Source organism: Pseudomonas sp. 20P_3.2_Bac5 (genome assembly GCF_025466035.1).
Classification (GTDB): domain Bacteria; phylum Pseudomonadota; class Gammaproteobacteria; order Pseudomonadales; family Pseudomonadaceae; genus Aquipseudomonas.
This window is the reverse complement of the sequence record NZ_JANLOA010000019.1, coordinates 31990-44637: the sequence shown is the minus strand read 5'-3', so window position 1 is coordinate 44637 and position 12648 is coordinate 31990. Positions and strand designations below refer to the sequence as shown.

The window sequence follows — 12648 nt, the reverse complement described above, 5'->3', positions numbered from 1 at the left end:
CCAGGCGAGGTATCGCCTGGGGCGATACCTGGTAACGCGAAACTGGCACGCGGGCGATGACCCGGCAGGGTATAAGTCGCCCATGCGCTACCGTCGTCTCGATCTGAACCTGCTGGTCGCTTTGAATGTGCTGCTGGAAGAATGCAGCGTCAGCAGAGCGGCCCAGCGCCTGAACCTCGGCCAGTCGGCGACCAGTGCCGCGCTGGGGCGGCTGCGCGAGCATTTTCAGGACCCGTTGCTTGTCCCGCTCGGTCGCGGCTTGCAGCTCAGCCCGCTGGCACGTCAACTGGCACCCAAGGTGCGCGATGTACTCGACCTGGCCGGCGAACTCGTGGAAACCACCGCCGACTTCGACCCCGCCCGTTGTGAGCGGCGTTTCACCCTCGTGGCGTCGGACTATGTGGCGGCCACGCTGATACCCGCCGTCAGCCGCGAACTGTGCCGTCTGGCGCCCGGCGCATCGCTGGTGGTGCGGGATCTGTCGCTGTCGCGTGACGGTGACCAGGTGGGCGAAGCGCTGGAGTACCGCCGCAGTGATCTGGTGATCGTGCCGCAACGGCGGATCAATCCCGCGTATCCCCACGCCCCGCTGCTCGAAGATGAACTGTGCTGCATTGTCTGCGCGGAGCATTGGCCTGAAGGCAATGACCTGGACCTCGCCCGTTACCGCGCCGCCGAGCACGTGGTGCGAGAGTTCGCCGATGGGCAAAGCCTGTCGCTGGACACGCAGCACCTGAGGGACATCGGCATCGAGCGACGGGTGGTCGCGACGGTGCAGAGCTTCGCCCTGATGGCGGATTTCGTGATCGACACCCCACGGGTTGCCACGCTGTTTCGCCGCCAGGCCGAGGCGCTGGCGCGACGGTATCCGTTGCGGGTGCTGCCGGCGCCTATCGAATTTCCGCCAGCCTCCCAAGCGCTGCAGTGGCACCCGCAACAGGTGTGCGACCCGACGCTGGCCTGGTTCCGCCAGGTGCTGGTGGAGCAGGCCGGGTTGCTGCGTCAGGGCTGAGGGTCACCGGTTTCGCCGTGCAACCCGACTTCTTCGATGGCCAGTAGCGCACAGCGCTCGTCATTGTCCGAGGTGTCGCCGCTGACGCCGAGGGCGCCCAGCAAGCGGCCTTCGGCGTCGCGCAGGAGTATGCCGCCGGCCACCGGGATTACTTCGCCGTCGGTCAGGCTGTTGATGGCATCGAAGAACGCCGGCATCGCCTGGGCGCGGCGCGCCAGTTCGCGACCGCCCATGCCCATGCCCAGGCAACCGCGAGCCTTACCGGTGGCGATTCGCGGACGCAGGAAGCTGGCGTCCTCATCGCGCAGCACGGCCAGCGGGTGGCCGGCGCCATCGAGCACCGCCGCGGCGAGCGGGCGCAGGCCGAGGTTGCGGGCATGGCGAAGGGTGGCTGCCGCGAGGCGCGCGGCGTGTTCGACATCGAGACGGGTCATGTTCATTGGCTCCATTTGCCGAGTTCCGCAACGCGGCTGCGGGTGTAGAGATCGGTCCACTTCAAGGTGTTGAAGTCCGACACCTGTTTCGGGTTGTAGGCGGTCCGTTGCAGGTTCACCGGTTCGCCGGCTTTGTAGACGGCGTGCAGGCGGTTGCGGTCCTGAAGGATGCGGATGTCATCCAGCGGCGAGCCGTCGAGTATCAGCAGGTCGGCCTGTTTGCCCGGTTCCAGGGTGCCGATGGTTTCACCGCGGGGCATCAGGCGCGCGCCGACGTTGGTCGCGGCAAACAGTGCTTCCGCTGGCGTGAATTCCAGGCGGCGGACCAGCAACTCCAGTTCACGGGCATGCCACTCACCGTACGGCGTGACCGCGAAGCCGCTGTCGCTGCCGCAAGCAAAGGGGATTCCGGCGGCTTTGGCCCGCTTGAGCACTGGCGTTCCCACTTCCAGGGTACGTGCGCAGTAACCGGCGTAGCCGGTGGTGATGGCCGGGTCGTGGGGCTGGCAGAAATCCACGGTGTTCTGCGGGAAGGTCATCGTCGGCGCCAGTACGGTGCCGGCTTCGAGCAGGGCCTCGATGCAGGCGTCGTCCATATAGAACGCATGGAAGACCAGGTCCACGCCCGCCTTGGCGGCGTACATCACGGCCTCGCGACCGTAGGCGTGAGTGGCCACGCGGCAACCGAGCCGATGGGCTTCCTCGACCATCTCGCGGGTTTCGTCGGCGGTGAAGGCGGCGATGATTTCGCCGTTGGGACGACGCTGGGTGCCGTCCATGGCGATCTTGATCAGGTCCACGCCATCCTTGGCCTGCTTGCGGATTTCCGCGATGGCGCCGGTACGGCTGGTGACCAGCGCGGCGGTGAAGAATTCCGGTGCGCCGACGCGGCTCGGGAACCAGTCGTTGAGGCTCTGCCGGTTGGTGATCACGCGGCTGCTGGCGGCGATTCGCGGCCCGGCGAAAAGCCCCGCGTTGACCGAGTTGCGCACGGCGATGCTGAGTTGGCCGCTGTCGCCAGGGCAGACCATGGAGGTGACACCGGCGGCAAGCACGTGCTGGGCGAAGAACAGCCCGCGCAGGGCGCGAAATTCGTCACTGGTCCAGATGTCGATGTCTTCCTCGCTCTGGGCGTTGCCGAACGCCAGGTGGGTATGCACGTCCACCAGGCCCGGCATGACGAAATCGCCACGGACTTCCCGGTCGCCCGCCGCGGGCCGTGGGGCCTGGGCTGTCGGGCCGACATGGCGGATCACGCCGTTCTCGATGACCAGGGTCTGCTGCTGGCGGACGTCCAGGCCGGTGCCGTCAAACAGGGTGGAGCAGTGCAGGTGCAGGGCGCTCATGGTTGTGGATCTCCTCGTCTTGTTTGCCCCGGAGGCTAGGGCGCCACTGCCTGCATGCACTATCAGATGCTATCGATGGCGAACCATCGACGCCGTGGATAGCTGGCGAGACCCGCGCAGGGCCTGGGCGCGAGGGGAAAAACAGCGGGGCCGGAGCAGGTATCGGGAGTGGCGATGCCAGGCATGGGGATTGGCGATTTTTCCCCGGGGCGTGGTGAGGCGAGGATGCGCCTCCCAATCACCTCGGAAGGAAAATGTTCATGAATGTTGTTGATGACCTCCTGCGACGGGAAGCCGAACGCCAGCGCGCGCTGGTCGAAGAAGACCATGCCGGGCTCGAAGGTCTGTTTGCCGATGAGCTGGTGTATGTCCATACCACCGGGCTGGTGCAGGACAAGGCGCAGTACCTGGACTACGCGCGGCAAGCGGTGCGTTACCTGGCGGTGGAGCGGGGTGAGCTGACGGTTCGCCTGTTTGGCGACAGCCTCGCGTTGATGAGCGGGCCGCAGTGCAATCTGCTGCAGAAGCGCGGAGGTGGCGAGCCGGTGCGCGCCGAAGGATTTGCCACGCAAGTCTGGGTGAGGGAGGACGCCGGTTGGCGCATCGCCTCGTTCCATGGCACCCGCACCGCGGGCTAGGCGCACGCTGCCCCGACGCCGGCGCGGCGCTCGGGGTGGCGGGGCGGTTTCAGCCGGTTGCCAGCCAGTCGTCTTCCTGCTGGTCGATGCGCTGGATGCAGTCGCGGATGCGCTCGCGCAACCAGCGGTGCATGGGGTCGCCCTCCATGCTCCGGTGCCAGAGCATGAATTCGCGCATCACCGGAATTTCCATCGGCGTCGGCAGGATGCGCAGGGGCAGGTAGCGCGCATAAAGCCGGGCCAGGCGACGGTGCATGGTCGCCAGGCGCGGGGTGCCCACCAACAATTGCGGCAGGGTGTTGAAGTCGTTGCTGATCACCTCCAGCCGGCGGTTGACGCCGTACTGGTTCATGATCCAGTCCTCGATGCTCAGGTGCCGGTTGCGGCCGAAGCCCACCGAGATGTGCCCCATCTCCAGGTACTGCTCCAGCGTCAGCGAATCGCCGACGGCGGGGTTGTCGCGCCACACCACGCAGACATGGTCTTCCTCGAACAGCAACTGCGCGGGATGGTCGTCGATGATGTAGCGCTCGGGGACGATCATCATGTCCACCTCGCCGCGCATCAGCAATTCACCACTGTTGTCGCCGGGGCTGATGATCTCGAAGGTGATGTGCGGCGCCTGCTGGTGGATCTTCTGAATGACCTGGGCGAACAGCACGCTGATCAGGTAATCCGAGGTCACCAGGCGAAAATGGCGCTTGCTGCTGGCAGGGTCGAACACCGGTCTGGCGGTGATGGACGAGCGGATGGTCAGCAGCACTTCACGCACCGGTCCCGCCAGTTCCAGCGCATAGGGGGTGGGCTGCATCTTGCGCCCGACCTGCACCAGCAATTCGTCTTCGAAGAAGGTTCGCAGGCGGCCCAGCACACCGCTGGTGGCCGATTGGGTCATGTGCAGGCGCTCGGCGGTGCGGGTGATGTTCTGCTCTTCCAGCAGCACATCCAGCGCGACCAGGAGATTGAGGTCCAGGTGATGAAAACGCATGGTGATGGCTCAGGTTTCTTGTAGTTGTTTTGCCGATACCTTCCCGTCGCTCCCGCGTTGCGTCAATCCCCCGGTTCCCCTGAAAAGCGGCAAATGCCCGGCGCCATGGCCCGCCGCGCAGGTATCGCGATTGCCGATGCCTGGCATCCCCGTTGGCGATGGATCCGGTCGCTCACGCCCCGTGTAACGGCGCGTTTCAGGTATCGCGCTGCTCGATAGGTCACATCCCGACAAGCGATTAGTCAGAGGCGGCAGCGCGAGTCAACCTGTGCCCGTCGCCCGGTCTATCCCGCCGGGTGGCGCCACCTCGGCATTTCGACCGTACCGGTCCGGCTGCCTTACCGGCCGGTGGTGGCTGAGATAAAAATGCCAACAAAAACAATAAAAGAGGGTTAGTTCGATGGCTATTCGCTCCATCGCCGCATCGCGGCGTGCGCCCTTCACCCTGACGCTCGCGGCGGCGCTGGTAATCGGTCTTCCGTCCGCCCAGGCGTTCGAGATCCAGACCGGCAACCCCGACCTGAGCCTGCGTTGGGACAACACCATCAAATACAGCGCCGCCTGGCGCACCCAGGACCAGAGCAGCAAGCTCACCACGGGCCAGGTCGCCCTGAACCAGGACGACGGTGACCGCAACTTCAACAAAGGCCTGATTTCCAACCGCCTCGACATCCTCTCGGAACTGGACATCGGTTACCGCGATTTCGGCGCACGCGTCAGCGGTGCCGGCTGGTTCGACACCGAGTACCAGAAAGACAACGACAACAACGATCCGTCCCGGGCCAACGTGCGCTCGGTGGCCTATGACCAGTTCAGCGACGACACCCGTCACCTGCACGGCGGCGATGCCGAGTTGCTGGATGCATTCGTGTACTGGAACGGCGACGTGGCGGATCGCGCCGCCTCGGTACGGCTCGGTCGTCACGGCCTGATCTGGGGCGAGAGCCTGTTCTTCGGCGCCAACGGCATTGCCGGCGGCATGGCCCCGGTGGACGTGGTCAAGGCCGTGTCGGTGCCCAACACCCAGTTCAAGGAAATCACCCGTCCGGTCAGCCAACTCTCCGGCACCTTTCAACTGACCGACGCGCTCTCGCTCGGCGCCTACTACCAGTTCGAATGGGAAGAAACCCGGCTGCCGGGGGCCGGCAGTTATTTCTCGGTCAGCGACACCATTGGCGAGGGTAACGAGCGCCTGATCACCGGCGCACCGTTCCCGGCGTTCCTCGGTGGCAATCCGAACAGCCCGGCGGCGTTCTTCCACGGCAACGACAAGGAAGCGAAAAGCTCGGGGCAGGGCGGCCTGCAGTTGCGCTACACCGCCGACACCGTCGAGTACGGCCTGTACGCCATCCAGTACCACGACAAATCGCCCAAGCTGTACCTGAAACCCAACGCCACCGGCCCGAACTTCGCCACCGGGCAGATCGGCGAGTACTACTGGGTGTACCCGGAAAATATCCGCGCACTGGGCGCCAGCTTCGCCACCAGCGTCGATGAATTCAGCTTCGCCGGTGAGGCATCGATGCGCTGGAACATGCCGCTGGTGTCCAACGGCCAGACCGTCACCCCGGGCATGGTCGCGGACAACGACGACCACCCGCTGTACGCCGTCGGCCGCACCGCGCACCTCAACCTGAACATGATCGCCTCGCTGGGCCCGTCGTTTATCGCCAACGAGGCCAGCCTGGTGGGCGAGGTCGCCTGGAACCGCCTGCTCAGCGTGACGAAGAACCGCGCCGCGCTGGACCCGGGCGCCACCGACGATGGCGTCGGCCTCAAGCTGGTCTACACCCCGACGTATCGCCAGTTGTTTCCCGGCATCGACCTGAGCGTGCCGCTGGGCATCAGCTACTTCCCCATGGGCAAGTCGGCGGTGGTCGGCAGTTTCGGCCCTGACCGCGGTGGTGATTTCAACGTTGGCGTCACCGCCACCTACCTCGACCGGGTCACGTTCGGCCTGACCTACACCCACTACTACGGCCCCGAGGACACCAACCTCAATTCGCTGTCGCAGTTCACCTTCAAACAAGCACTGAAAGACCGGGACTACCTGGCCTTCTCGGTTAAAACAACATTCTGAGGGGACGTTCATGACCTTGCCTTTTTCTCTCAAGACCTTCTGCGTCGCCGTGCTCGGCGCCGCGGCCCTGAGCCTGCAACCGGCCCAGGCCGCCAGCCCCGATGACCTCGGCAAGCAGTTGACGCCCATGGGCGCCGAGCGCGCCGGCAACGCTGACGGCAGTATCCCGGCCTGGGATGGCGGCTACACCAAGGTGGATCCGTCCTTCAAACAGGGCGGCACGCGCAGCGATCCCTTCAGCGGCGACAAGCCGCTGTACAGCATCACCGCGAAGAACCTCGACCAGTACGCCGGCAAGCTCAGCGATGGCACCAAGGCCATGTTCAAGCGCTACCCGGAGAGCTACCGCATCGACGTCTACCCGACCCGCCGCAGCGCCGCCGCGCCGCAATGGGTCTATGACAACACGCTGAAAAATGCCCGCGACGCGAAGCTGGTGGACAGCAGCGCCGGGCCGGTGCCGGAAGGTGCTTATGGCGGCATCCCGTTCCCGCTGCCGAAGAACGGCGCGGAGGCGATGTGGAACCACCTGCTGAACTGGCGCGGGACTTCGCTGGCCATGGATTTCCGGCACTACCTGATGACCGCCGACGGCGCCCAGGTGATGACCACCGACGGCAAGGCCATCCAGGAAATGCCGTACTACTACCAGGACGGCAACGCCGCCAGTTTCGATGGCGATTACTGGCTGTTCCGCCTGCTCAACGTCGGCCCGGCGCTGCGGGCCGGCGAGCAGATCATGGGCCGCACCAACATCAACGGCGACAAGTCCCAGGCCCACGTCTACCTGACCGGCCAGCGCCGCGTGCGCAAGTTGCCCAACGCCTGTTGCGACACGCCGACGCCGGCCACCGCCGGGGTCATGTCGTTCGATGAACTCAGCGTGTTCCAGGGCCGCATGGACCGCTTCGACTGGAAGCTGGTGGGCAAGCAGGAGATGTACATCCCCTACAACACCAACAAGATCCAGACCGCCGCGAAACCCGAGGACCTGTTCGCCAAGCACCACCTCAACCCCGACTACGTGCGCTGGGAACTGCACCGGGTCTGGGTGGTGGAAGCCGACCTGGCGCCGGGCAAACGCCACCAGTTGCCGAAAGGCCGCTACTACCTCGACGAGGACACCTGGCAGGCCATGCTCGGCGACCGTTGGGATGCCAATGGCCAACTGGCCAAGACCCTCTGGTCGCTACCGTCGGTAATGCCCGACCTGCCCGCCGTGGCCCAGTTGTCCTCGGGCTTCTACGACCTGGTGTCCGGGGCCTGGTTTATCCAGAACCTCTACACCGGCAAGGACCAGCAATACGCCATCGTCGATCGCTACAAGGCCGCCGAGTTTTCCCCGGCCGCCATGGCCGGACGCGGCGTGCGCTGATGAGCCGAGGGGAGGGCGCCCGTCGCCCTCCCGTCCAGGACTGGAATCGAGGTAGATATGAACAGAGTGCTTCAGTTGAGCGGCCTGTTGCTGGCCCTCGCCTTGCCGATGGCGTCGCAGTGCTTCGCCCAGGCGTCGCTGCATCGGCTGACGGTGGGCGATGTGCTGGAGAGCCCGGCGAGCCAGGTGCCGAACCCGCAGCGGGCGGTGTACACCGCGCTGGCGCGGGCCGGCGAGCGGCTGGTGGCGGTGGGGGAGCGCGGGCTGGTCCTGCTGTCCGATGACAATGGCCGGCAATGGCGGCAGGTGCCGGTGCCGGTATCGGTAGGCCTGACAGCCGTGCAGTTTGCCGATGCACGCAGTGGTTGGGCGGTGGGGCACGCCGGGGTGGTGCTGGCGACCCGCGACGGCGGCGAAAGCTGGGTCCTGCAACTGGACGGAAAGGACGCTGCTCGACTGGAGCTGGAGGAAGCCACACGGGCGTTGCCCGGCGCGGCGGATCAGGCGGCGGCGCAGTCGCGCCTGGAGACCGCGCAGCGCATCGCCGCGGAACAACCGGACAAACCGTTCCTGGCCATCGCCGCCAGCGATGCCGCCAACGTGCTGGTGGTCGGCGCCTATGGCCTGGCCATGCGCAGCACCGACGGCGGCGAGCATTGGCATTCGCTGATGGGCCGCATCGATAACCCGGACGGCTTGCACCTGTACGCCGTCGCCCGCCAGGGCGAGGCCTGGGTGCTGGCCGGCGAGCAGGGTTACCTGGCCCGTTCCGCCGACGGCGAGGACTTCCATCCGCTGCCCAGCCCCTACGGCGGCAGCCTGTTCACCCTGGCGCCGCGGGGCGATGGCGCGCTGCTGATCGGCGGGCTCAAGGGCAATGCCTTCGTGCTCGCGGCCGACGCGCAAGAAGCCGAAGCCCTGCCGGCCCTGGCGCCGGTGTCGTTCAGCGACGCCATCACCCTGGGCGACGGCCGCGTGCTGTTGGCCAACCAGGCGGGCGGCTTGTTCGCCAGCTCGCCCGACGGCTTTGCCGCCGTCTTCGAGCCGCTGCGCAAACCGGTGTCGGCCGCCATCCAGGCCGCCGATGGCAGCCTGGTGTTCGCCGGCTTTACCGGGCTCTCGCGCGTCGCGCCGCCCGCTGTTTCCGCTTCGGAGTGACCCTCATGAATTGCGCTAGCCGCCCTCCCGCCCCCAGCGGCCCGGAGGCGTTCGATCCACGCTCCGGCTCGCTGGTCGAGCGGGCCCTGTTCAACCACCGCCACTGGGTCTTGCTGCTGTGCCTGCTGACCACCGTCCTGCTGGGCTGGCAGTCGGCACGCCTGGAACTCAATGCCAGCTTCGAGAAGATGATCCCGACCGGGCATCCCTACATCGCCAATTACCTGGAGCGGCAGCAAGAGCTGTCGGGCTTGGGCAACGCCTTGCGCATTGCCGTGGCGAACCCCAAGGGCGATATCTATGACGCCGGCTACCTGCGCACGCTGCAGGCCCTGAGCGAGCAGATCTACCTGCTGCCGGGCGTCGATCGCGCCTACATGAAATCGCTGTGGACCCCCGCGACCCGCTGGGTCTCGGTCACCGAGGACGGCCTGGATGGCGGCCCGGTGATCCCGGACGACTACGACGGCAGCCCGAAGTCCCTCGGTGAACTGCGGCGCAATGTGCAGTTGTCCAACGAGATCGGCCAACTGGTGGCGTTCGACCAGCGCTCGAGCATCATTTACGTGCCGTTGCTGGCCCGCACCCCGGACGGCCAGGCGCTGGACTACGCGGTGCTGTCCGAGCGGCTGGAAGCCTTGCGGGCGAAGTTCCAGGGCGACAGCGTCGACATTCACATCACCGGCTTCGCCAAGAAAGTCGGCGACCTGATCGAGGGGCTGCAACAGATCCTGCTGTTCTTCGCCGTGGCCATCCTGATTACCACCGCGGTGCTCTACGCCTACACCCGCTGCGTGCGCAGCACCTTGCTGGTGGTGGCCTGTTCGCTGGTGGCGGTGGTCTGGCAACTGGGCCTGCTGCCCTTGCTGGGCTTCCAGCTTGACCCCTATTCGGTGCTGGTGCCGTTTCTGGTGTTCGCCATCGGCATGAGCCACGGCGCACAGAAAATGAACGGCATCATGCAGGACATCGGCCGCGGCATGCACCGCGTGGTGGCGGCGCGCTTCACCTTCCGCCGCCTGTTCCTGGCCGGGCTGACGGCCTTGCTCTGCGATGCGGTGGGTTTCGCCGTGCTGATGATTATCCAGATCAAGGTCATCCAGGACCTGGCGATCATCGCCAGCATTGGCGTGGCGGTGCTGATTTTCACCAACCTGATTCTGCTGCCGGTGCTGCTCTCGTATGTCGGCGTCAGCCCACGCGCCGCCGAGTTGAGCCTGCGCAGCGAGCGGGCCGAGGAGAGCGGCAAGGCGCGTCATCCGTTCTGGCGTTTTCTCGATCTGTTCACCCGCAAGCCCTGGGCGAAGCTGTGCATCGGCGTCAGCCTGGTCATGGCCGTGCTCGGTTTTCTGGTCAGCCTGCACCTGGCCATCGGTGACCTCGATGCCGGTGCGCCGGAGCTGCGCGCCGACTCGCGCTACAACCGTGACGATGCCTTCATGACCCAGGCCTACGGCGCCAGCAGCGACCTGTTCGCGATCATGGTGCAGACCCCCGCGGGGGCCTGTGCCCGGTACGACGTGCTGCGCAAGGTCGATGAACTGGATTGGCAACTGCGCAGCTTGCCGGGCGTGGACTCCACCAATTCGCTGGCGCTGCTCAATCGGCGGATGCTGGTCGGGCTGTCCGAGGGCAACCCGAAATGGTACGAGCTGCAGAACAACCAGGCGATGCTCAACATGATCACCGCCAGCGCGCCGCGCGGCTTGTACAACGAGTCTTGCAGCCTGTTGACGCTGTACGTCTACCTCAGCGACCACAAGGCCGAGACCCTGACCCGGCTGGTCCAGCATGTCGAAGGATTCGCCGCGGCCAATGACACCGACGAGGTGAAGTTCCTCCTCGCCGCCGGCAACGCCGGGATCGAGGCCGCCACCAATATCGTCGTGCGCGAGGCCAACCGCGAGATGCTGTTCTGGGTCTACGGGGCGGTGATCCTGCTCTGCCTGGTGACCTTCCGTTCCTGGCGCGCCACGGTCTGCGCGGTGATTCCGCTGATGCTCACCTCCATCCTGTGCGAGGCGCTGATGGTCTGGCTCGGCATCGGGGTCAAGGTCGCCACGCTGCCGGTGATCGCCCTCGGGGTGGGGATCGGGGTCGATTATGCGCTGTACGTGATGAGCATCCTGCTCGGCCATCTGCGCCAGGGCGCGAGCCTTTCCGAGGCGTATTACCGTGCCCTGGTGTCCACCGGCAAGGTCGTCATGCTGACCGGCGTGACGCTGGCCATCGGCGTCGGCACCTGGATGTTTTCCCCCATCAAGTTCCAGGCCGACATGGGCGTGCTGCTGGCCTTCATGTTCGTCTGGAACATGGTCGGCGCGCTGGTGCTGCTGCCGGCGTTGGCGCGTTTTCTGTTGCCGGTGCGCAACCGGCCCGGGCAGGACGCCGCGCAAGCGTCCTCTACCAAGGAGGTGACCCATGCGTAATCAAGCCCAGGCGGGCCTGCCGCAATCGCTGTTGCTGTTGCTCGGCAGTTGCCTGCCCGTGCTGGGTGCCGTGCTGTTGGCACCGGTGCTGCCGCGCATGCACGAGCATTTTGCCAACGACCCACTGGTCGCCGTGCTGGTGCCGGTGAGCTTGACCATCCCGGCGCTGGTGATTGCGTTGTTGGCGCCCTTCGCCGGACTGATCGCCGACCGCCTCGGGCGCAAGCTCTTGCTGCTGGGTTCGATGCTGCTGTACAGCCTGTTCGGCCTGTTGCCGCTGTGGCTGGAATCGCTGCCGGCGATCGTCGCCAGCCGCGCCGGCCTGGGCCTGGCGGAGGCGGGGATCATGACCTGCTGCACCACCCTGATCGGCGACTATTACCAGGGCGCCCGGCGCGAACGTTTGTTCGCTTTGCAAATGGTCTGCACCTCGCTGTCGGCGGCGGTGTTCATCAGCGTTGGCGGCGCATTGGGGCAGGACGATTGGCGCACCCCTTACACCTTGTATGGCGTCGGCCTGCTGTTCCTGCCGCTGATGGCGTGGTTGCTGTGGGAGCGCGAGGGATCTTCGGTGCAGGTCGAGGGTGAAGCTTCCGGGTTTCCCTGGAGCACCTTGCTGCCGCTGTACCTGTTCAGCCTGCTGGCCGGCGCCAGCCTGTTCATCGTGCCGGTGCAGGCGGGCTTTTTGCTGGGGCTGTTGCAGGTCGATTCGCCGCAGCAGATCGGCATGGTCATGGGCGCCAACCAGTTAGGCGTGATGCTCGGCGCCCTGAGTTTCCGCCTGTTCCATCGCTGCGCCCGGCAGCACCTGTTGCTGCTGGCGTTCGTCACCGCCGGGCTTGGCGGATGGCTGATGGCGCGTGCCGGTGACCCAGCGTTGCTGACCCTCGCGGTCGCCCTCAATGGCCTGGGGATCGGACTGATGCTGCCGACGCTGATTACCTGGATCATGTCCCGGGCCAGTTTTGCCCAGCGTGGGCGGGCGACCGGCGGTTTTACCGCCGCGCTGTTCGCCGGTGAATTTGCCAGCCCGCTGCTGGTGCTCGGGCTGACCGGAGGCAACCACCAGGCACTGCCGGACGCACTGGCGCTGGTGGGCTTGGCGCAACTGCTCCTGGCCCTGAGCTGCCTGCTGTTGCCGCGCTTGATCGCGTCGCGGGCGGTGCCTGCGCCGACCTTGCCGTGAGG

The 12648-nt window shown here is 66.1% G+C and carries 10 protein-coding genes; 7 read left to right on the top strand and 3 right to left on the bottom strand.

Annotated elements, in window-relative coordinates; genetic code table 11:
- The first annotated feature begins 82 nt into the window (after positions 1 to 82).
- Positions 83 to 1012 carry a LysR family transcriptional regulator gene (locus NTD88_RS03220; protein ID WP_262155570.1) on the top strand — a complete coding sequence of 310 codons (930 nt, stop codon included), beginning with the start codon at positions 83 to 85 and terminating at the stop codon, positions 1010 to 1012.
- On the opposite strand, the gene NTD88_RS03215 is transcribed toward NTD88_RS03220, so the two are convergent.
- Both NTD88_RS03215 and NTD88_RS03210 read right to left on the bottom strand, forming a co-directional pair.
- Positions 1003 to 1446, bottom strand: coding sequence for a GlcG/HbpS family heme-binding protein (locus NTD88_RS03215; RefSeq protein ID WP_262155569.1), 444 nt, complete (start codon positions 1444 to 1446; stop codon positions 1003 to 1005). The genes NTD88_RS03220 and NTD88_RS03215 overlap by 10 nt on opposite strands.
- 2 nt (positions 1447 to 1448) lie before the next feature.
- Complete coding sequence (locus NTD88_RS03210) at positions 1449 to 2792, bottom strand: metal-dependent hydrolase family protein (protein WP_262155568.1); 1344 nt, start codon at positions 2790 to 2792, stop codon at positions 1449 to 1451.
- 260 nt (positions 2793 to 3052) lie between these two features.
- Here NTD88_RS03210 and NTD88_RS03205 point away from each other — a divergent pair, with 260 nt between their 5' ends.
- Positions 3053 to 3430, top strand: coding sequence for a nuclear transport factor 2 family protein (locus NTD88_RS03205; protein WP_095156853.1), 378 nt, complete (start codon positions 3053 to 3055; stop codon positions 3428 to 3430).
- A 49-nt stretch (positions 3431 to 3479) separates the two neighbouring features.
- Here NTD88_RS03205 and NTD88_RS03200 read toward each other — a convergent pair whose 3' ends face one another.
- Entirely contained in the window at positions 3480 to 4418 is a 939-nt protein-coding gene (locus tag NTD88_RS03200) for a LysR family transcriptional regulator (protein WP_095156854.1), read from the bottom strand.
- A 400-nt stretch (positions 4419 to 4818) separates the two neighbouring features.
- On the opposite strand from NTD88_RS03200, the gene NTD88_RS03195 reads away from it, so the two are divergent.
- From NTD88_RS03195 to NTD88_RS03175, 5 genes are read left to right on the top strand one after another with little or no spacing between them, the layout of a single operon-like run.
- Positions 4819 to 6498 carry a DUF1302 domain-containing protein gene (locus tag NTD88_RS03195; protein ID WP_262155567.1) on the top strand — a complete coding sequence of 560 codons (1680 nt, stop codon included), beginning with the start codon at positions 4819 to 4821 and terminating at the stop codon, positions 6496 to 6498.
- 10 nt (positions 6499 to 6508) lie between these two features.
- Complete coding sequence (locus tag NTD88_RS03190; protein WP_095156856.1) at positions 6509 to 7873, top strand: DUF1329 domain-containing protein; 1365 nt, start codon at positions 6509 to 6511, stop codon at positions 7871 to 7873.
- A 57-nt stretch (positions 7874 to 7930) separates the two neighbouring features.
- Positions 7931 to 9031: a WD40/YVTN/BNR-like repeat-containing protein gene (locus NTD88_RS03185; protein ID WP_262155566.1), complete on the top strand. Its 1101-nt coding sequence runs from the start codon at positions 7931 to 7933 to the stop codon at positions 9029 to 9031.
- Between the two features lie 5 nt (positions 9032 to 9036).
- Positions 9037 to 11460, top strand: a complete 2424-nt coding sequence (locus tag NTD88_RS03180; protein WP_262155564.1) for an efflux RND transporter permease subunit — start codon at positions 9037 to 9039, stop codon at positions 11458 to 11460.
- Positions 11453 to 12646 carry an MFS transporter gene (locus NTD88_RS03175; RefSeq protein ID WP_262155562.1) on the top strand — a complete coding sequence of 398 codons (1194 nt, stop codon included), beginning with the start codon at positions 11453 to 11455 and terminating at the stop codon, positions 12644 to 12646. Before NTD88_RS03180 ends, NTD88_RS03175 begins: the two co-directional genes overlap by 8 nt.
- Positions 12647 to 12648 lie beyond the last annotated feature (2 nt).